Origin of the sequence: Pseudomonas sp. NFACC02, assembly GCF_900110765.1 — a bacterium.
Taxonomy (GTDB): Bacteria; Pseudomonadota; Gammaproteobacteria; order Pseudomonadales; family Pseudomonadaceae; genus Aquipseudomonas.
Map to the genome: position 1 here is coordinate 1 of NZ_FOEO01000034.1, position 20,326 is coordinate 20,326.

The following is a 20,326-nucleotide window of genomic DNA, read 5'->3' on the forward strand; positions in this document are numbered from 1 at the left end:
GGTGTGTAAGCGCTGTGAGGCGTTGAGCTAACCAATACTAATTGCCCGTGAGGCTTGACCATATAACACCCAAGCAATCTGCGACTCGGACGAGCACAGATTGCGGTGACTGTGAAGATGACCTTCACCGAAAGTTTGCAGCACGCAGGCAAGACCTGATCACATACCCGATTTGCTGAAGCGCGGCCAACGCCACGGTTCGGTACCCGAATTTCTTGACGACCATAGAGCATTGGAACCACCTGATCCCATCCCGAACTCAGAAGTGAAACGATGCATCGCCGATGGTAGTGTGGGGTTTCCCCATGTGAGAGTAGGTCATCGTCAAGATTGAATTCCAAAACCCCATTTGCGAAAGCAGATGGGGTTTTGTTTTTGCGCGCGGAAAAGCCGAACTGCAACAGCCCGACGCCCTCTGTTAGTCTTCCCCCTCTCCAAACGCCAAGGAAGCAGCTATGCCGGTGACATCCAACCTCAATCCCGGGTTCATGGTGGTTCATGGCAATCGCCTGGATGAGCTGCGCAGCCTTGTGGTGTCGTGGATGCGGCGCTATCCGCTGACGCCACTGGAGAACGAGGTCGCTCTGGTACAGAGCAACGGCATCGCTCAGTGGTTAAAGCTTGCCTTGGCTGAGAACGCGCAGGAAGACGACCTGGGCGGCTGCGGCATCGCCGCGGCGATTGATGTACAGCTTCCCGGTAGCTTCATGTGGCAGCTTTATCGTGCGGTTTTGGGCAAGGATGAAATTCCGGAAACCTCGCTGCTCGACAAAGCCCCGCTGACCTGGCGCTTGATGCGGCTACTGCCCGCGCTTATCGACCAACCCCATTTCGAACCTCTTCGGCGTTTTCTCACTGCCGACACGGATCTGCGCAAACGCTATCAACTGTCCGAGCGTTTGGCCGATCTGTTCGACCAATACCAGGTCTATCGCGCTGACTGGCTGGAAGATTGGGCAGCTGGCAGGCATCAACTGAAGAACGTTCGAGGGGAGATCAAGCCCCTTAAGGCCGAGAACTGCTGGCAGGCCGAATTGTGGCGTGCGCTGCTGCACGACGTCGGTGCTGAAGGGATGGCCCAGAGTCGGGCCGGCGTTCATCAGCGCTATATCGAGCGGATCAACAGCCTGACGGAGGCGCCTGTCGGACTGCCGGCGCGGGTTATCGTGTTTGGCATCTCTTCGCTCCCAGCGCAGGCATTGGAAGCCCTCGCAGGACTGGCTCGTTTCAGCCAGGTGCTGTTGTGCGTGCACAACCCGTGTCGTCATCACTGGGCCGACATCGTCGCGGATAAAGATTTACTGCGCCACGAGTACAAACGGCAGTCCCGCAAGGCCGGCATGCCCGTCGTGTTGAGTCCGGACGCCTTGCATCAGCATGCACACCCGCTGCTTGCAGCGTGGGGCAAGCAGGGACGCGATTACATTAATTTGCTCGACAGCCACGACGACCCCAACAGTTATCGCTCGATTTTTCGCGATGGCCGGATCGATCTGTTCAGTGAAAGCGACCCGCACACAATCCTTAATCAGTTGCAGGACGACATTCTCGAGTTGCGTCCGTTAGGGGAAACCCGCGAACGATGGCCGGCGGTGGATATCAAGACGGATCGGTCGATCCGCTTCCATGTCGCCCACAGCGCGCAACGCGAAGTGGAAGTGCTGCACGACCAATTGCTCGCCCGCTTTAGCAACGACCCCAATCTGCGTCCTCGTGATGTCATCGTCATGGTTCCGGACATCGACAGCTATGCGCCTCATATTCGCGCCGTGTTCGGTCAACTGGATCGTGATGATCGTCGCTTCATCCCGTTCACGCTGGCGGACCAAGGTCAGCGTGGCCGCGATCCGTTACTGATCGCGGTCGAGCACCTGCTGAAGATTCCGGACAGCCGTTTCCCTGTCAGCGAAATTCTCGACCTCCTGGACGTCCCGGCGTTGCGTGCCCGGTTTGGTATTGACGAGCGTGACTTGCCCACCCTGCATCGCTGGATCGAAGGAGCAGGGGTGCGCTGGGGGCTGGATGCCCGTCAGCGTGAGGGGCTGGGATTGCCGGAGGCGCTGGAGCAGAACAGCTGGCATTTCGGTTTACGCCGCATGCTGCTCGGATACGCGGTGGGTGCAGGCGTCGCCTACGACGGCATTGAACCCTACGACGAGATTGGCGGGCTGGACGCTGCGCTGATCGGTCCATTGGTTGCGTTGATCGATGCGCTGCAGGTCGCGTACACCGAACTCTCGCAGCCGGTCACGCCGCCGGTGTGGGGGACGCGTCTGCAGGCGCTGATGCAGCTGTTTTTCGCAGCAGACAGCGAGCACGATGATTACCTTTTGGGTCAGTTGGAAACGCTGCGTGAAACCTGGCTGGAAACCTGCGAGGACGTGGGCCTTCTTGAGGAGCTGCCACTGACGGTTGTCCGCGAAGCCTGGCTCGCGGGGCTTGATCAAGGCCGTCTTTCGCAGCGGTTTCTGGCGGGTTCAGTGAACTTCTGCACCCTGATGCCGATGCGTGCGATTCCCTTCAAGATCGTCTGCCTGCTGGGCATGAATGACGGCGATTATCCGCGCGCGCAGCCACCGCTGGATTTCGACTTGATGGGCAGCGATTACCGTCCCGGTGATCGCTCTCGTCGCGAAGACGATCGCTACCTGTTGCTTGAAGCGCTGTTGTCCGCGCGTGATCAGCTGTACATCAGTTGGGTCGGGCGCAGCATTCGCGACAACTCCGAGCGTCCCGCGTCGGTGCTGATCGGTCAATTACGCGATCACCTGGCCAGCGGTTGGCGGCTCGCGAATGCTGCCGAGCCAGAAGACGACAAGAGGCGCGACCCTGGCCAACAATTGCTGCATAAGCTCACGCTCGAACACCCGTTGCAGCCCTTCAGCGCGAAGTATTTTCAGGAGAGTCCGGAGTTCTTCAGCTTTGCCCGTGAGTGGCAAGTGCTGCACGAAACCGTCGAACAAGCCACAGAAACCCTCGCACTGGAAAGGCATGAACAGGAGGAGCCGCTAAGCCTGATGCAGCTCCAGGATTTTTTGCGTAATCCGGTCAAACACTTCTTCAGTCAGCGCTTGAAGATTTTCTTCGAGGTCGCCGAAGCGCCCCTCGCGGATGAAGAGCCCTTCGTTCTCGATGCCCTTGAGCGTTATGGCTTGAGCGACAGCCTGCTGCAAGCCGCGCTGACCGATCCCGACAACGCCGATGAGTCACTCAAGGCTCAGGCCATACGGTTGCAAGCCAGCGGCCTGCTGCCAATGGCCGGGTTCGGCGAGCTGCTGCAAGACGAACTGATCAAGCCTCTGCCTGATCTGGTGCAGCGTTATCACGCGCTGTTGTTCAAGTGGCCTGAGCGTGTGCACAGTGCTTTGCCGGTGACCTACCGACATCAGGGTGTCGAGCTCGATGGATGGCTCGACGGGCTTTATCAGGATGCCCGCGGTCAGTTGCTGGCCGTCACCGCGATTCCAAACACCATCGGGGGCAAGAAGTCTCGCAAGTGGCATCGCTTGACCAGACCATGGGTGATTCACCTGGTCGCTTGTGCATGCGATTTGCCGCTGACGACTGCATTGGTTGCAAGCGATGACACCTTGCTGCTGCCGCCGCTGGATAAAGACACGGCCACGCGCACGCTCGATGATGTGCTCCTCGCATGGCAACACGGCATGCAACGCCCCCTGCCGGTCGCTGTGCAAACTGCGTTTGCATGGCTGGGACAGGGCGACGAGGTAAAGGCTGAGGCCGCTGCGCGCAAAGCCTACGAAGGCGACGGCCAGACCAGTAACGGTGAGCGGGCACAGAGCACCGCACTGGCACGGCAGTTCCCGGATTTCGACGCGCTCCTCGACACCGAAGAGTTCGTCGGCTGGTGCGAATCGCTGTACAAACCCATTTTTGAAGCGCCCTGGCAATCCCTGTCCAGCGAGGAGGCCGGAGCATGAGTGACGCCCAGCAGTCTTTGGTCCAGAAACCCTTGCCCCTGCGCTTCCCCCTCAACGGCAGCCAACTGATCGAGGCCAGCGCCGGGACGGGCAAAACCTTCACGATCTCGGCGCTCTACCTGCGTCTGGTGCTCGGGCATGGCGGCGAGCTTTGCGGCTTTGGCCAGGAGTTGCTGCCTCCCCAGATTCTCGTCGTCACCTTCACCGATGCGGCCACCAAAGAGTTGCGTGATCGCATTCGCACCCGACTGGCTGAGGCCGCGCGTTTCTTCCGTCAAGAGATCGAAGCCCCGGATGCGCTGATCGCCGATCTGCGTGAAGACTTCGCCGTCGAACAATGGGCAGGCTGCGCGAGCCGCCTGGACATCGCTGCGCAGTGGATGGACGAGGCTGCCGTTTCGACCATTCACAGTTGGTGTCAGCGCATGCTGCGCGAGCATGCGTTCGACAGCGGCAGTCTGTTCACCCAAAGCCTGGAAACCGATCACAGTGACTTGCTTGGCGAAGTGCTTCGCGATTACTGGCGCAAGTTCTGTTATCCCATGAGGGGAGACGCGCTCAAATGGGTCAGAGAAAACTGGGGCGGTCCGGCGGCCTTGTTGCCTCGGGTCCGTGCCTTGTTCGGCAGCGAGGGTGGAGCCGTTACGCAAACCCCGGCGCAACTGATCGAACAGTCGATCAACGAGCGTCGCGAGGTGCTCAGAACCCTGAAATCGCCTTGGGCAAACTGGGCTGCCGAACTGCACGCTATCTGCATCGACGGTGTGAAGTGCAAGGTTGTCGATGGCCGCAAAATGCAGGAGCGTTACTTCAAGCCCTGGTTCGACAAGCTCATCGCATGGGCCAACGATGAAGAACAGGAACAGCTGGATCTGGGCACAGGTTTCACCCGGCTGACGCCCGATGGCATTGCCGAAGCGTGGAAAAACAATCCGCCTTCACACCCTGCGTTCGAAGCCATGGTCGAGCTGAAGGTCGCCCTCGACACCTTGCCGACGCCTGACGCTGCTGTGCTTGAACACGCTGCACAATGGGTCGGCGCGCGCTTTGAAGAAGAGAAGCGCCGCCGCGCGGAAATGGGCTTCGACGACATGTTATTGCGTCTGGATGCCGCGCTGCGCGGCTCGGGGGGCGAACGTCTGGCCACGCTGATTCGCGAACAGTTTCCGGTCGCCTTGATCGACGAGTTCCAGGACACGGACCCGGTGCAGTACCGGATTTTCGACAGCATCTATCGCCTCGAAGCCAACGACGAAAGCACCGGCCTGTTTCTGATCGGCGACCCTAAGCAGGCGATCTACGCCTTCCGCGGCGCCGACATTTATACCTACTTGCACGCCCGCGTTGCGACGGCCGGACGCCTGCACACGCTGGGTACCAACTTCCGTTCCAGTCACGCGATGGTCGAGGCGGTCAACCACGTGTTCATGCGTGCCGAAACCCGCCCGACCGGGCGAGGCGCGTTTCTGTTCCGAAGCGTCGATGACAACCCGGTGCCTTTCCTTGCCGTGGGTTCACAAGGTCGCAAGGAAAGCTTTCAGGTCGACGGCGAGCTCGTTGCCGCGCTGAACGTCTGGCAGCTGGAGAGCGAGCAACCGGTTTCGGGCGCCACGTATCGTCAGCAGTTGGCCGCGAGTTGCGCGAGTGAGATCGTGCGCTTGCTCAATGCGGGACAACAAGGCCGGGCTGGCTTTGTGAAAACCGGCGAGCCCCTCAAGGGGCTGATGCCTGCCGACATCGCGATTCTGGTGCGCGACGGCAAGGAAGCGCAGGCCGTGCGCGCCGAGCTGTCGGCCCGGGGCGTGCGCAGTGTCTACCTTTCGGACAAGGACTCGGTGTTCGCCGCACAGGAAGCCCACGACTTGCTGGCCTGGCTCAAGGCCTGCGCCGAGCCGGACGCCGAGCGCACCTTGCGTGCCGCGCTGGCGTGCATCACCCTCGACTTGCCGCTGGCGGAGCTTGAGCGGCTCAATCAGGACGAACTGGCGTGGGAAAATCGCGTCATGCAGTTCCGTGACTATCGACGCATCTGGCGTACACAGGGCGTGTTGCCGATGCTGCGCCGCCTGCTGCATGACTTCAAACTGCCGCAGACATTGATTCAGCGCAGCGATGGTGAACGGGTGCTGACCAACCTGCTGCACCTGTCGGAGCTGATGCAGCAGGCCGCCGCCGAACTGGACGGCGAGCAGGCGTTGATTCGTCATCTGGGCGAGCATCTGGCGTTGTCCGGTCAAGCGGGCGAGGAGCAGATTCTGCGGCTGGAGAGCGACGAGCAACTGGTCAAGGTCGTGACCATTCACAAGTCCAAAGGCCTGGAATATCCGTTGGTGTTCCTGCCATTCATTTGCTCGACGAAACCCGTGGACGGCAGTCGTCTGCCGCTGCACTTTCACGATGCTCAAGGCCATGCGCAGATCAGCTTGAAGCCCACTGCCGCTTTGATCGAACAGGCCGACGACGAACGTCTGGCCGAGGATCTGCGTCTGCTGTACGTCGCTCTCACCCGTGCGCAACATGCGTGTTGGCTGGGCGTGGCGGACCTCAAGCGCGGCAACACCAGCGGTTCGATCCTGCACCGCTCGGCGATGGGCTATCTGCTCGGTGGCGGTGAGGCGTTGGCGGATTCGAACGTGCTCACCCAGTGGCTGCACTCGTTGGTCGAAAACCAACCAGCGCTGAGCGCAGAAACAGTGCCGGCGCCGACCGCCGAGACGTTCATGGCGCCCCGCAGTGAAGCCGCGTTGAGCAAGCCGCGCATGCCACGACGCAGTGCCCGGGAAAACTGGTGGATCGCCTCCTACAGTGCGCTGCGCATCGGTGACACGATCACTGACAGCGGCGACCAGTCGCCTGACAGCCCACAAGCTCAGAAGCTGTTTGACGATGAACGCCTCGACCCCGAAGCGCCCCGTGAGGTCATGGCCAGCGGCGGTGACATCCACCGGTTCCCTCGTGGACCGAATCCCGGCACCTTCCTTCACGGTCTGCTCGAATGGGCGGGAGAGAAGGGGTTCGCGTGGGCGTCCAGCGAACCGGCGGCGCTGGAAAAAGTCGTTGCCCAGCGCTGCAACCGACGTGACTGGAAAGGCTGGATCAACACCCTGACCGACTGGCTTGAGCATCTGCTGGTCATGCCGTTACGCCTGGGCGTCGACGTTCCGCCGGTCGCCTTGAGTGCGCTGGATCAACCGAACCAGTACCGCGTCGAGATGGAGTTCTGGTTCGCCTGCTCCAAAGTCGACGTGGCGCAAATGGACGCGCTGGTGCGTCGCTACACGCACAACGGCGCACCGCGAGCAGCCGCCGAAACCGTTTCGCTCAACGGCATGTTCAAGGGCTTTATCGACCTGACGTTCGAGCACGAGGGGCGCTATTACGTCGCCGATTACAAATCCAACTGGCTGGGCGTCGACGATGATGCCTACACCGAGCAAGCGATGGAAAACGCGATTCTGGACAACCGCTACGACCTGCAATACGTGCTGTACCTGCTGGCATTGCATCGCCAGCTCAAGGCACGGCTGGTCGATTACGACTATGACCGGCACATGGGCGGCGCGGTGTATCTGTTCGTGCGTGGCAGTCGCGCCGCGAGCCAGGGCGCGTGGTTCACGCGTCCACCTCGCGCGTTGATCGAAAGCCTTGATCTGCTGTTTCAGGGCCGCCCGTTGATCACGGAAGAAGCGTCGTCAGGAGAGCTCGTATGAATCGCACCTTCGCTCATTTGCTGCCTACGCCGCTGGACGCCGAAAGCCTGGCCGAGCTCAAGCCCCTGAAGCGCGTGGGCGATCTGCTGTTGTTGCTCGAACGTTGGGTCGAGCGCGGCTGGTTGCGCGCACTGGACAAGGCCTTCGTAGGGTTTCTGGCCGATCTTGATCCCACTGCTGACTCACTGGTGTTGCTCGCGGCTGCGCTGACCAGCCATCAACTGGGTCACGGCCATGTGTGCCTCGATCTCTACGAGACGCTGAAAGAACCGGACTTCGCCTTGTCGCTGCCGCCGGAGGGCGACGTGTTGTCGACACCGATGTTGCTGCCCTCGACGTTGCTCAAGGCACTGGATGGCGCGACCTGGTGCCAGGCGCTGGCGGACAGTACGCTGGTCGCCAACGCGGGCGACAAAAGCGGTGAGGCGGCCGAGAAGCCTCTGGTGTTGTCCGACCGACGCCTGTACTTGCGGCGTTACTGGACCTACGAGCGCCGAATCGATGCCGCTTTGCACCGCCGACTGGCGCAGGTCGAAGCAGCCCCAAGCGATCTGGCAGAACGTCTGGACGCGCTGTTCGGTCCAGCCGGCACAAGCCCGGATGCATTGATCGACTGGCAAAAGCTCGCCTGCGCGCTGGCGACACGGGGTGGGTTCAGCATCATCACCGGCGGGCCGGGCACGGGGAAAACCACCACGGTGGTGCGCCTGCTGGCGCTGCTGCAATCGCCTGCCGTCGAGCGCGGCAAACCGCTGCGTATTCGGCTGGCGGCACCGACGGGCAAGGCCGCGGCGAGGCTGACCGAGTCCATCAGCCATCAGGTGCAGTCGCTGCAAGTGTCGGAAGAGGTTCGCCAGAAAATCCCCAGTGAGGTGACCACTGTGCACCGTCTGCTGGGCAGCCGACCGGGCACGCGCCATTTTCGTCATCACGCGGGGAATCCGCTGCCGCTCGATGTGTTGGTGGTGGACGAAGCCTCGATGATTGACCTGGAAATGATGGCCAATCTGCTCGATGCCTTGCCGCCCCATGCGCGGATGGTTCTGCTCGGCGACAAGGACCAGTTGGCGTCCGTGGAAGCCGGTGCCGTGCTGGGTGATCTGTGTCGTGACGCAGAGGCCGGAATGTACAGCCCGCAAACCCGGGCGTGGCTGCAGTCGGTCAGCGGCGAGGATTTGAGCAAGAGCGGCTTGCAGGCAGGCGATAACGTTAAGCATGCGCTGGCGCAGCAGGTGGTGATGCTGCGTCACTCCCGGCGTTTTGTGGCCGGTAGCGGCATCGGTCAGCTCGCGAAGCTGGTCAACCAGCAGCAGGATCGGGAGGCGCGTGAGTTGCTGGCGGCGCGCACGTATCCAGACCTTTTTTCGTTGTCGCTCAAGGGCGAGCAGGACCGAGCCTTGTCTCGCCTCGTGCTGGACGGCCACGGCAACGGGCCTCAAGGCTACCGGCATTACCTCGGCGTCATGCGGGCGCAGCGGCCACAGGGGGTGGCGTCCATCGACGACCCACGGTGCATCGATTGGGCACGCAAGGTGTTGAACGCGTTCGATGAGTTCCAGTTGCTGTGTGCCGTGCGTAAAGGTCCGTGGGGTGTCGAGGGGCTGAACCAGCGGATGACTCAGACGCTGTTCGCGGCGCAACTGATCGAGAGTGATCAGCAGTGGTACGAAGGCCGTCCGGTACTGATGACTCGCAACGATTACGGCCTGGGGTTGATGAACGGCGACATCGGCATTGCGCTGCGATTGCCGGAGGGTGCGCCTGAGGAAAACCGTCAGGCCCTGCGTGTTGCGTTTCCGCGCAATGACGGCAGCGGCGGCGTGCGTTTCGTGTTGCCGAGCCGACTCAATGATGTGGAGACGGTGTACGCCATGACTGTGCATAAATCACAGGGATCGGAGTTCGCGCACACGGCGTTGATTCTGCCCGAAGCGCTGAACCCGGTGCTGACCAAGGAGTTGATCTACACCGGTATCACCCGGGCCAAGCACTGGTTCAGCCTGATCGAACCGCGTCAGGGCGTGTTCGAAGAGGCGCTGCGGCGCAAGGTCAAACGCCTGAGCGGGTTGATGCTGGAGTTGTGAGGGGATGCTGTGAGCATGCTTCTGCCGAAGGGCGTAGGCGTCTGGCTTGCCGACGATCTGGCGCGAAGCAGCAGCGAAGTCAGGCGATTCGGGAGTGTCAGGCATACCGCGTTGCCATTGTTTGCTGCCGGTGCCCGGCAGATCGCGAGCAAGCTTGCTCCCACGGCCTGCGGCCAGAATCAAGAGCAGTCTGCAGTTGATGCCGATGCTGTGTAGATATGGATCCCACGGCCTTCGGCCATGATCGCTTCACGATAGCCGCTCAGGCTTCTTTGCGCACCGGCTCCTGCTGAGTGACTCCATGATCCAGCCCCATGAACTGGCGCACGCGATCCCCGCACTGGTTGGCGAGGATCGTCTGTGGCGACGCATCGACCTGCACCACGCCGTTTTCCATGAAGATCACCCGGTCGGAAATCGACAGCGCAAAGTCCATTTCGTGGGTGACGATCAGCATGGTCATGCCTTCTTTGGCCAGGTCGCCGATCACCTTGAGCACGTCGCCGACCAGCTCCGGGTCCAGCGCCGAGGTCGGTTCGTCGAACAGCATGATCTGCGGGTCCATCGCCAACGCGCGTGCGATGGCCACGCGCTGCTGCTGGCCGCCGGACAATTGATGCGGGTATTTATGTGCGTGCGCCAGTAACCCGACCTTGTCGAGCAGGGCATAGGCGCGCTGTTCGCTGATGGCCTTGTCGCGGCCGTGGTAGCGCGGCGCGAGCGTCACATTGTCGAGGATGGTTCGATGCGGGAACAGGTTGAAGTTCTGGAACACCATGCCGATGCGCTGCACGCCTCGACGAATCTGGGGCGCGTTAGGGTTGTCGCCGGCGTGAATAAAGCCTTCGCCGAAGAGGATGATCTCGCCCTTGTCGATGCTTTCCAGGCTGTTGACGGTGCGGATCAGTGAGGTCTTACCCGAGCCGGACGGACCGATGATGGAAATCACCTGACCCACATTGACGTCCAGGTTGATGCCCTTGAGCACTTCATGCTGGCCATAACTTTTGTGGATGTTGAGCAGTTGCAGGGCGGGTGCCGAGCCGGGGCCCGAGTCGGCACGCTGAGCGGTAGAGGGCTGCGCCACAAGCGTTGAGCGCAAGCGGATCAGCGCGCCGTCATCGAGGGTTTGCGGCTTGCGATTGTTCAGTTCCAGGTGCTGTTCGAGCCAGTGAAACAGCCACCCGAACACGGTGACGATCATCACGTAGTACACCGCCACGGCAGACAGCGTTTCCATGACCAGAAAGTTTTGCGCGTACAGGCGCTGGCCGACCGTGAGCAGTTCGGTCAGCGAAATCACCGACACCAGCGAGGTGAGTTTGACGACGGTGATGTATTCGTTGATCAGGGTCGGGAGCGAGATACGAAACGCCTGAGGAATCACGATCAGGCGTTGCATGCCGATCAGCCCGATGCCCAGCGCACGGCCCGCTTCCTTCTGGCCTTTGGCGACCGAAATCAGGCCGCCACGGTGGATCTCGGCCATGTACGCCGCTTCGGTGACGACCAGTGCCAGGAGGCCGGAGTAGAAGGGGTTGGACAGCACCTCGCGGGTGATCGGGAACATCTGCGGCAGGTTGTAGGTGAACACCACCAGCACCAGCAGCGGGACGCTACGGAAGAACCAGATATAAATCGACGCCGGTACGCTGATCCAGCGCGTGGTCGAGAGTTTGGCCGAGGCCAGCAGGAAACCCAGCAACATGCCGATGAACCAGCCCAGCGCGCTGAGCTCGATGACGGTGATGCACGATTCCCAGAAGTCCGAGACCGAAAACAGAGAAAAAAAGTAGGACCATTCGAATTGCATACACATACCTCAGCGGGGCGAAACCCTGCGGCAAACCTCTATCAACGCGGTCTCCTGTAGGAGCGTGGCTTGTCCCGCGATCGGCGACACAGTCGTCGTAAATCCGGTGAACGCGGTGTGTCAGCCATGTGGCGGTGGCTGATCTTACGACTGCTTCGGTCGGACGCGACCCCGGAGCGATCGCGGGACAAGCCACGCTCCTACAGGAATGGGCGTCGAGTCAGAGCGCCCATCATTCATGAAGTCAGTTACCCGGCTCTTCCAGGTTGTACTTTTTCAGCAGCGCGGCGTACTCACCGGATTTCTTGGTTTCGTCGAAGGCCTTGAGCAACGCCTGATACAGCTCGTCATTGCCCTTTTTCACGTAGATGCCCAAGGTCTGCTGGTAGATCGAATGCTCGGTACTGACCACCACGCGGCCCTTGGTGCGCTCGGCGATCATGCCCGCAGCGCCGTCGATCTCCACTTGTGCCTGAACGTTGCCGGACAGCAGCGCCTGGGTCACTTCAGGGGCTGACGGGAATTCGCTGACCGAGATCGCGCCTTTGTTGTTCGGCACGCAGTAGTCCGTGGACAGCTTGTTGAACTGGGCGACCCACGTGGTGCCTTTTTCCAGACCGACTTTCAGGCCGCAGAGGTCTTCCGGCACCTTGGGTTTGATCGTGCTGTCTTTGAGCACCATGATCGCCGCGCCTGTCTTGGCGTAAGCGATGGTCTGGGCCTGGGTCTGGCGTTCAGGGGTGATGTACATGCCCGAGATGATGGCGTCGTAGTGACCAGCGTTGAGGCTCAGAATCAGGCTGGAAAACTTGGTGTCGACGAACTCCGCCTTCAGGTTCATGTGCTTGGCCAGCAGGCGCGACAGATCCGGGTCGGAACCGACGACGTTTTTCTTCTCGTCATAGGATTCGAACGGCGGATAGGTGATCTCCATGCCGACCTTGAACTGGCCGGGCGTGACGGTGGCGGCGGCGTGGGCAAAAGTGGCGCCGAGAACGGCGGCGGCAAGAACGGTCAGGCGGACAGCAGTGTTCACAGTGTTGCGCATCGTCGGTGACTCCACGTCAGGAAGGTAAGGCACGGTGTGTTTGGATAGCTTCTTGCGCATCAGGACGCGTCCTGTGCCTGGTTCTTCAAGTGGCCGAAGCTCGATGGCTTGCGCGCCCTTTCGTACAGCTTGAGCTCGCCGCTCTCGACCTTGCGCCGCAGGTACTGGTACGTCTGCAGTGCCTGGCCGAACATGTGTTCGCCGATGGTGATCGCTTCGTATTCCTTGCTGCCATTGTCAAACTGCGGAAGCGGCTTGATCTGGGTGTGGAAATCGCAGGCGAAGAACAAGGGGAATGAGTAACGCTCCTCGCTGACGGTGCGCACACGGTGAGCCGTAGCAACGAACGTACCAGCGGTCATGACTTCCAGCATGTCGCCGATGTTCACCACGAACGCGCCTTCAATCGGAGGCGCATCGATCCACTGGCCCAGATCGTTCATCACCTCAAGGCCGGGTTTGTCGGCCAGCAGCATGGTGAAGCACTCGTAATCGGTATGTGCACCAATACCGGGCGCGTCCTGGGCGGCGTCATCGAACGGGTAGTGAATCAAGCGCAGCTTGGACGGCGGACGGGTGACCATCGCCTCGAAATAACCCTCTTCCAGGCCCAAGGCCAGTGCGAAGCCGTCGAACAGGCGACGACCCAAGGCAAACACCGCGGCGTAGTACGCTTCCACGGCCGGACGAAAGCCCGGCAGGTCGGGCCATTCGTTGGCGCCGATCAACGGTGTTTTGGCGATCACCAGTGGGTCGTCGTCACCCACTTCGAAGCCGATGTCAAAGGCTTCCTTGTGGTCCGGCTTGCCTTTGGCATAGACCTCCTCGCCCTCGGGCACGAAGCCTTTGTGGCTGCGCGAGGTGCCGATGTAGTGCTGCATCTTGTACTCGAGGGACTGAGCGAACAGGTCCTTGGCAGCCTGGCGCAGACCGTCGATCAACGATTGCTCGATGCCGTGGTTCTTGACGTACAGAAAGCCCACTTCACGCGCGGCTTTGCCCAGCTCATCGGCCACGGCCTGACGGTGTGCGATGTCGGTACTGAACAAACCGGCGATGTCGACCACCGGAATGCTGTTGAAGTTGGCGGCCTTCGGTGACGCCGCTTGAGACTGATCAGGCATGGCGAAACGCTCCTTATCGGCTTGTTGTGTGGGTGAAGCGCTGAAAATGTTCACGCTCGGTCTTGCCCATCCACACGTTCAGCGACCACAGATCGGCCACGGGCACGTTGGTGAAGGGGAGGTGATGCAGGTAGCCGTCGGCACCGAATTCCGGGGTCAGGGTGGTGACCTGGTAACCTCGTGCCTGCTGCGATTGCCAGATGGCTTCCCAGTGCTGTTGATGGAAGGCCAGCTCCCTGGCGCGCTCTGGGCCGGCGGGGTGCGGGACCTGCGGACCCTGGTCGTAACCGACACGGGCCTGGATGTGGTGAACGCGCTCGACGAACGCACCGAGGTCGTCTTCGGGGTCATCGAGCAAGCGTTCGCAGGTGACGATCCAGTGGCTGATGTCGCTGGTGAAACGCAGGTCCGGCAGTTGGCGAATCAGTTCCAGCGTGACCCACGGGTTGAACAGCGAACGGGCTCGGTGGGTTTCGAAGGTGACCATTTGCCCGTGCTTGCGCGCCAGTTCCAAGGCCTGGCCGAAGAAATCGACCTGTTGCGGCAGCAGCCAACGGTCATTGCCGGCCAGCACATTGACGAAGCGCGGGTTCAGTTCGGTGGACCAGGCGAGTTTCTTTTCCAGATCGGTGAGGTGCTCGGCGGTGGTCGCCGATTGTTCGGGCAGGACGTCGTAGGCGGTGAACACCGTCGCGATATAGGGCAGGCGGTTGGCGCGCAGGAAGGCGCCGAACTCGGCACGCTCGACGGGCGTCAACGGCAGACGCGCTTCCATGCCGTCAAACCCGGCTTCGAGCAGCTCATCCAGCGCCTGAGCCTTGCTGGCCGTATAGCCCCACATCGTGCGGAAGATTTCCAGTTTCATCGGGCGTCCTCAAAGATTGCGTCGTGCGGCTGACACATGACATAGCTTCGCCACGGCGCGAGCCGAAACGGGTTACAGCGGCAGTCACATCAGAAAAAGGCAATCTTCGGGCCGGGTCTCTTCTGGACGGGCTCCTTTATTGAGGCCGATCTTAGGTTCGGCCGATGAACGGAAAGAATAGGAAACCTCAAATGCATAGTTCAGAGATTTCTAAACTATGGTGGCGGGGTGCGATCTAGAGGTGCCGTGATCGTGTAGGAGCGTGGCTTGTCCCGCGATCTGCTGCGCAGCGGCAGCAAATCGTATGAATGCGGTCTGCCCGATACAGCCAAGGTGACTGATTTTACTGCCGCTGCGCAGCAGATCGTCCGGGATGCGGCCCAGAGACAAGCCACGCTCCTACAGGATGATCAGTCGACAAAAGTCATCGCTTTGGTTTCACCCAACAAAAACGCCTGGTTGGCCTCCGTCGTCTGGCGGATGTAGTCCCATAGCAGGGTAATCCGCTTGAGCTTGCGCAGGTCCTCCCGGCAGTACATCCAGAACTGGCGCGTGATGTTCACCTCGTTTTCCAGCACCGGCAGCAGCCGTGAATCCTGTGCGGCCAGAAAACACGGCAGGATCGCCAGTGCCCGGCCCTGAAGGGCGGCGACGTATTGGGCGATGACGCTGGTGCTGCGCAGGTGTGCGTGGGCGCCGGGGAGCAGGTTGCTCAAGTACAGCAGCTCCGAGCTGAACGCCAGGTCGTCGACGTAGCTGATGAAGGGATGATCGACCAGATCGTCGACCTGTTCGATGGGGGCGCGGTGGTCGAGGTATTCCTGGGTTGCATACAGGCGCAGGTTGTAGTCGCACAGCTTGCAGCACACATACGGCCCATGTTCCGGCCGCTCCAGGGCGATGACGATATCGGCTTCGCGCTTGGACAGGCTGATGAAGTGTGGCAACGGCAGGATGTCCACCGAGATGGCCGGGTAGGTGTCGGTGAAATGGCTCAGTTGCGGGGTGATGAAGAAGCTGCCGAAACCTTCGGTGCAACCCATCCGCACGTGGCCGGACAATGCGACACCCGAGCCGGACACCTGCTCGCACGCGATGTGCAAGGTGCTTTCAATGGACTCGGCCGAGCCCAGCAAGCGCTGGCCTTCAGCGGTCAGCACAAAGCCGTTATTGCGTGATTTTTCGAACAGCAGGGTGCCCAGTGATGCCTCCAGCGAACTGATTCGCCGCGACACGGTGGTGTAATCCACCGCCAGTCGCTTGGCCGCCAGACTGGCCTTGCGCGTGCGCGCCACTTCGAGAAAAAACTTCAGGTCATCCCAGTTCAAAGCGCTCAGGGAGGTGATGTTTTTTTGCATGTTGAACCTGCTTTTATGTGCGTTCTTATTAGAAGTTTGCACATCTATACTCCGAAGCACGGCGCAATCCAACGTGTTGTACGGCAAGAATTTCGAGCCGGATGGATGACGAGTGGGAGCCGGCTCGCTGGCGAATGCGGTGGCCCGTCAACATTGATGTATCTGGCCTGACGCATTCGCCAGCAAGCCGGCTCCCACCGGAACAGTGAACACATTCAAGAGAGGCTGACGCGATTTAGAACCGCACCACCCCACATTGCATAACACCCTGCACAACAATAAATAAGCGGAGGAGTTTATGAAGAACGCTATAACGGCGCACGCCGGTGCACCCGACGCCAGTACGGCAAAACCCGCCAGATCCTACCGGCTTGCCGGTGCGGCGAGCATGGCGGGCACGACCATCGAGTGGTACGACTTTTTCCTCTACGGCACCGCTGCCGCCTTGATCTTCAACAAAATCTTCTTTCCCGCGCTGGACCCGATCATCGGTGTGCTGGCGGCGTTCGCGACCTATGCCGTGGGCTTTCTCGGGCGTCCATTGGGCGGGATCGTGTTCGGGCACTTTGGCGACAGGATCGGTCGCAAATCCATGCTGTTGTTCACCCTCATGCTGATGGGGATTCCGACCATCATCATCGGCCTGATCCCCACGTATCAGCAGATTGGTTACTGGGCCGCAGTGATTCTGGTGGCGATGCGCTTCCTTCAGGGCATGGCGGTCGGCGGCGAGTGGGGCGGAGCGGTGTTGATGGCGGTCGAACATGCACCCGAGGGCAAGAAAGGCTTCTACGGCAGTCTGCCGCAAACCGGGGTCGGCGCAGGGTTGGTGCTGGCGTCGCTGGCGATGGCCATGGTCGCCAAGTTGCCCGAAGAAGACATGCTCAGTTGGGGCTGGCGCATTCCGTTTCTGGCCAGCGTCGTGCTGCTCGGCGTGGGTTGGCTGATTCGCCTGAAAGTCCCGGAATCACCTGACTTCGAGAGGCTGAAGAAAGACAACATCGCGGTCAAGGTGCCGCTGTTCAAAGTGTTCCGTGATCACCCCAGAGAGACCCTGACGATCATCGGCGCCCGCACGGCCGAGAACGCCTGGTTCTACATGTCGGTGACCTTCGCTCTGGCTTACGCCGCCAACCAGTTGCAGATCCCGCGTGCCGATGTGCTGGGCGCCATTACGGCCGGTGCGGCGCTGTCGCTGGTGACCATGCCGCTGTGCGGGCACATCTCGGATCGGGTCGGACAGAAGCGCCTGTATTTCGTGGGCCTGTTGCTGCTGTGCGCGTTCGTCTATCCCTTCTTTGCCATGCTGGGCACTCGCGATCCGGTCCTGGTCTGGTGGGCAATGGTGCTCGCCGTGGGGGTGATTTTCCCGATTCTTTATGCGCCCGAGTCGCTGCTGTTCGCCCGGCAATTCCCGGCGGAAATCCGCTACAGCGGTATCTCGGTGTCGGTGCAGCTGGCTGGCGTGCTGGGCGGTGGGTTCGCGCCGATGATCGCCACGCAACTGCTGGCCATGGGCGGCGGCAACCCGCATTACGTGATCGTTTACCTGATCGGCATGGCGCTGATTGCGTTGGTCTGCACGGCGTTGATGAAGCGAGATCCGGCGAGACACCACGCGGGCTGAACATTGAATCTTTGGCGCGCCCTCGCAGCCGCGCCGCTTCGAATGGAGAACATTGCAATGAACGTCTCACTGAACAAGAACACCACCACAGTGGCCCACGTGAAGCTGCTGATCGATGGTGAGTGGGTCGAATCGCAGACCCACGAATGGCTCGATGTGGTCAACCCTGCGACTCAGGAAGTGCTGGCCAAGGTGCCGTTCGCGACCACTGCCGAAGTCGACGCCGCCGTTGCGGCTGCGCAACGGGCCTTCAAGACCTGGCGGCATACGCCGATCGGTGCACGCATGCGCATCATGCTCAAGCTGCAGGCACTGATTCGCGAGCACTCCAAACGTATCGCCGTGGTGCTCAGCGCCGAGCAGGGCAAGACCATTGCCGATGCCGAAGGCGACATTTTCCGCGGCCTGGAGGTGGTCGAGCACGCCTGTTCGATTGGCACGTTGCAGATGGGTGAGTTCGCCGAGAACGTGGCGGGCGGTGTCGATACCTACACCTTGCGTCAGCCCATCGGTGTCTGCGCAGGCATTACGCCCTTCAACTTCCCGGCGATGATTCCGCTGTGGATGTTCCCGATGGCCATCGCGTGCGGCAACACCTTCGTCCTCAAACCGTCCGAGCAGGACCCGATGTCCACGATGTTGCTGGTGGAACTGGCTGTCGAGGCGGGTGTACCTGCCGGCGTGCTGAACGTGGTACACGGCGGCAAGGATGTGGTCGATGCCCTTTGCACCCACAAGGACATCAAGGCCGTGTCCTTCGTCGGCTCAACGGCCGTCGGCACTCACGTCTATGACCTGGCCGGCAAGCACGGCAAGCGTGTGCAATCGATGATGGGTGCGAAGAACCACGCGGTGGTCCTGCCCGATGCCAATCGTGAGCAGACGCTGAACGCCTTGGTTGGCGCCGGGTTTGGCGCTGCCGGTCAACGTTGCATGGCGACTTCGGTCGTCGTCATGGTCGGCGCATCGAAGCAGTGGATTCCAGAGCTCAAGGCCTTGGCGCAGAAGCTCAAGGTCAACGCCGGCAACGAGCCGGGCACCGATGTCGGGCCGGTCATTTCCAGGCGCGCCAGACAGCGGATTCTCGACCTGATCGAAAGCGGCGTGAAAGAAGGGGCAACGCTCGAACTGGACGGGCGTGGGATCAAGGTGGCGGGTTATGAGGACGGCAATTTCGTCGGCCCGACCCTGTTTACCGGCGTGACGACGCAGATGCAGATCTACACTCAGGAAATCTTCGGGCCCGTGCTCGTGGTGCTGGAGGTGGACACGCTGGATCAGGCGATCGAACTGGTCAACGCCAACCCGTTTGGCAATGGCGTCGGGCTGTTTACCCAGAGTGGGGCGGCGGCGCGCAAATTCCAGAGCGAAATCGACGTCGGCCAGGTCGGCATCAATATCCCGATTCCGGTGCCGGTTCCGTTCTTCAGCTTCACCGGTTCGCGCGGCTCCAAGCTCGGCGACCTGGGCCCGTACGGCAAACAGGTGGTGCAGTTCTACACTCAGACCAAGACCGTCACCAGCCGTTGGTTCGATGACGACAGCGTGAATGATGGCGTGAACACGACGATCAATTTGCGCTGATGAGATAGGTCGGGAATGACGCATAACCTGTAGAGAGTGAGCTTGCTCGCGAGCCCACTTTGAAGCCACCGCCTCTGAGTCTGGATAGACGTATCGCGAGCAAGCTCACTCCTACAAAGGTCCGTCGTTGTCCTTTGCTGGCGCAGCCGAATCTAAAAAGGAAAAACACCATGAAAATCGCATTCATCGGTCTGGGCAATATGGGCGCGCCCATGGCGCGGAATCTGATCCGGGCCGGTCATCAGTTGCAGTTGTTCGACCTCAACACACAGGTGCTCGCCGAGCTGGCCGAGATGGGCAGCCGGATCAGCGAATCGCCCAAACACGCCGCGCAAGGCGCGGAACTGGTGATCACCATGTTGCCCGCCGCCGCCCACGTGCGTGCTGTTTACCTGAATGAAGACGGCGTGCTGGCGGGTATTGCCCCCGGCGTGCCGGCAGTGGATTGCAGCACCATCGACCCGCAAACCATTCGCGACGTGGCCGCTGCGGCGGCTCAAAAAGGTGTGGTGGTCGGCGATGCACCGGTATCTGGCGGAACAGGGGGTGCGCAGGCGGGCACGTTGACGTTCATGGTCGGCGCAAGCCTTGAGCACTTCACGGTGCTCAGGCCGATCCTCGCGCAGATGGGCCGCAACATCGTCCATTGCGGTGATGTCGGGACCGGTCAGATCGCCAAGATCTGCAACAACATGCTGTTGGGCATTTCCATGATCGGTGTCGCCGAAGCCATGGCGCTGGGCGACCGCCTGGGGATCGACACGGCGGTTCTGGCCAACATCATCAACAGCTCGACCGGGCGTTGCTGGAGTTCGGAAATGTACAACCCGTGGCCGGGCATCGTCGAAACCGCCCCGGCGTCGCGCGGTTATACCGGAGGGTTCGGCGCGGAGCTGATGCTCAAGGACCTGGGCCTGGCGACCGAGGCCGCCAGGGTGGCGCATCAGCCGGTGATCATGGGCGCCGTCGCGCAACAGCTGTATCAGGCAATGAGTCTGCGCGGTGACGGCGGCAAGGATTTTTCGGCAGTGGTTGAGGGGTATCGGAAGAAGGAATAGGCGCGCCCCAAATGTAGGAGCGCGCTTGCCCGCGATTGCGGTGTGTCAGTTGACATTTAGGCGGCTGGGCAAACGCAATCGCGGGCAAGCGCGCTCCTACAAAGGTCACATTGA

The 20,326-nt window shown here is 61.0% G+C and carries 11 protein-coding genes and 1 rRNA gene; 7 read left to right on the forward strand and 5 right to left on the reverse strand.

The window, feature by feature from the left end; all coding sequences use genetic code 11:
* The first annotated feature begins 214 nt into the window (after positions 1 to 214).
* The 4 genes from rrf (at position 215) to recD (ending at position 9,735) form a co-directional block, all read left to right on the forward strand.
* Positions 215 to 330: ribosomal RNA gene (rrf, locus tag BMY73_RS21430) — 5S ribosomal RNA — on the forward strand.
* A gap of 125 nt (positions 331 to 455) precedes the next feature.
* The gene (gene recC / locus BMY73_RS21435) at positions 456 to 3,941 is read left to right on the forward strand and encodes an exodeoxyribonuclease V subunit gamma (RefSeq protein WP_092409566.1); all 3,486 of its coding nucleotides are present in this window, start codon (positions 456 to 458) and stop codon (positions 3,939 to 3,941) included.
* Positions 3,938 to 7,651 carry an exodeoxyribonuclease V subunit beta gene (gene recB / locus BMY73_RS21440; RefSeq protein ID WP_092409568.1) on the forward strand — a complete coding sequence of 1,238 codons (3,714 nt, stop codon included), beginning with the start codon at positions 3,938 to 3,940 and terminating at the stop codon, positions 7,649 to 7,651. The genes recC and recB overlap by 4 nt, the downstream gene beginning before the upstream one ends.
* On the forward strand, positions 7,648 to 9,735 hold the full coding sequence (recD, locus tag BMY73_RS21445; protein WP_092409570.1) for an exodeoxyribonuclease V subunit alpha: 2,088 nt from the start codon (positions 7,648 to 7,650) through the stop codon (positions 9,733 to 9,735). The genes recB and recD overlap by 4 nt, the downstream gene beginning before the upstream one ends.
* 262 nt (positions 9,736 to 9,997) lie before the next feature.
* Here recD and BMY73_RS21455 read toward each other — a convergent pair whose 3' ends face one another.
* The 5 genes from BMY73_RS21455 to BMY73_RS21475 form a co-directional block, all read right to left on the reverse strand.
* On the reverse strand, positions 9,998 to 11,548 hold the full coding sequence (locus BMY73_RS21455) for an amino acid ABC transporter permease/ATP-binding protein (protein WP_092409572.1): 1,551 nt from the start codon (positions 11,546 to 11,548) through the stop codon (positions 9,998 to 10,000).
* Positions 11,549 to 11,792: 244 nt separating this feature from the next.
* A complete protein-coding gene (locus BMY73_RS21460; RefSeq protein ID WP_092409634.1) occupies positions 11,793 to 12,596 on the reverse strand; it encodes an ABC transporter substrate-binding protein in 804 nt (267 codons plus the stop codon).
* A 59-nt stretch (positions 12,597 to 12,655) separates the two neighbouring features.
* Positions 12,656 to 13,720 carry an isopenicillin N synthase family dioxygenase gene (locus tag BMY73_RS21465; RefSeq protein ID WP_092409574.1) on the reverse strand — a complete coding sequence of 355 codons (1,065 nt, stop codon included), beginning with the start codon at positions 13,718 to 13,720 and terminating at the stop codon, positions 12,656 to 12,658.
* A gap of 13 nt (positions 13,721 to 13,733) precedes the next feature.
* Entirely contained in the window at positions 13,734 to 14,585 is an 852-nt protein-coding gene (locus BMY73_RS21470) for a sugar phosphate isomerase/epimerase family protein (protein WP_092409576.1), read from the reverse strand.
* A gap of 410 nt (positions 14,586 to 14,995) precedes the next feature.
* Positions 14,996 to 15,943 carry a LysR family transcriptional regulator gene (locus tag BMY73_RS21475; RefSeq protein WP_218190167.1) on the reverse strand — a complete coding sequence of 316 codons (948 nt, stop codon included), beginning with the start codon at positions 15,941 to 15,943 and terminating at the stop codon, positions 14,996 to 14,998.
* 298 nt (positions 15,944 to 16,241) lie between these two features.
* Here BMY73_RS21475 and BMY73_RS21480 point away from each other — a divergent pair, with 298 nt between their 5' ends.
* The 3 genes from BMY73_RS21480 to mmsB all read left to right on the forward strand — a co-directional run bounded on the left by BMY73_RS21480 (position 16,242) and on the right by mmsB (position 20,212).
* Complete coding sequence (locus BMY73_RS21480; protein WP_092409580.1) at positions 16,242 to 17,570, forward strand: MFS transporter; 1,329 nt, start codon at positions 16,242 to 16,244, stop codon at positions 17,568 to 17,570.
* A gap of 57 nt (positions 17,571 to 17,627) precedes the next feature.
* Positions 17,628 to 19,154 (forward strand): CoA-acylating methylmalonate-semialdehyde dehydrogenase, encoded by a 1,527-nt coding sequence (locus BMY73_RS21485; RefSeq protein ID WP_092409582.1) that lies wholly within the window; start codon positions 17,628 to 17,630, stop codon positions 19,152 to 19,154.
* Positions 19,155 to 19,324: 170 nt separating this feature from the next.
* Positions 19,325 to 20,212 carry a 3-hydroxyisobutyrate dehydrogenase gene (gene mmsB, locus BMY73_RS21490; RefSeq protein WP_092409584.1) on the forward strand — a complete coding sequence of 296 codons (888 nt, stop codon included), beginning with the start codon at positions 19,325 to 19,327 and terminating at the stop codon, positions 20,210 to 20,212.
* Positions 20,213 to 20,326: the final 114 nt, after the last annotated feature.

What these genes read in the sequence shown, in the direction of transcription:
- recC (WP_092409566.1), top strand. Translation starts at nt 456, where the DNA reads ATGCCGGTGACATCCAACCTCAATCCCGGGTTCATGGTGGTTCATGGC.
- recB (WP_092409568.1), top strand. Translation starts at nt 3,938, where the DNA reads ATGAGTGACGCCCAGCAGTCTTTGGTCCAGAAACCCTTGCCCCTGCGC.
- recD (WP_092409570.1), top strand. Translation starts at nt 7,648, where the DNA reads ATGAATCGCACCTTCGCTCATTTGCTGCCTACGCCGCTGGACGCCGAA.
- BMY73_RS21455 (WP_092409572.1), bottom strand. Translation starts at nt 11,548, where the DNA reads ATGCAATTCGAATGGTCCTACTTTTTTTCTCTGTTTTCGGTCTCGGAC.
- BMY73_RS21460 (WP_092409634.1), bottom strand. Translation starts at nt 12,596, where the DNA reads ATGCGCAACACTGTGAACACTGCTGTCCGCCTGACCGTTCTTGCCGCC.
- BMY73_RS21465 (WP_092409574.1), bottom strand. Translation starts at nt 13,720, where the DNA reads ATGCCTGATCAGTCTCAAGCGGCGTCACCGAAGGCCGCCAACTTCAAC.
- BMY73_RS21470 (WP_092409576.1), bottom strand. Translation starts at nt 14,585, where the DNA reads ATGAAACTGGAAATCTTCCGCACGATGTGGGGCTATACGGCCAGCAAG.
- BMY73_RS21475 (WP_218190167.1), bottom strand. Translation starts at nt 15,943, where the DNA reads ATGCAAAAAAACATCACCTCCCTGAGCGCTTTGAACTGGGATGACCTG.
- BMY73_RS21480 (WP_092409580.1), top strand. Translation starts at nt 16,242, where the DNA reads ATGAAGAACGCTATAACGGCGCACGCCGGTGCACCCGACGCCAGTACG.
- BMY73_RS21485 (WP_092409582.1), top strand. Translation starts at nt 17,628, where the DNA reads ATGAACGTCTCACTGAACAAGAACACCACCACAGTGGCCCACGTGAAG.
- mmsB (WP_092409584.1), top strand. Translation starts at nt 19,325, where the DNA reads ATGAAAATCGCATTCATCGGTCTGGGCAATATGGGCGCGCCCATGGCG.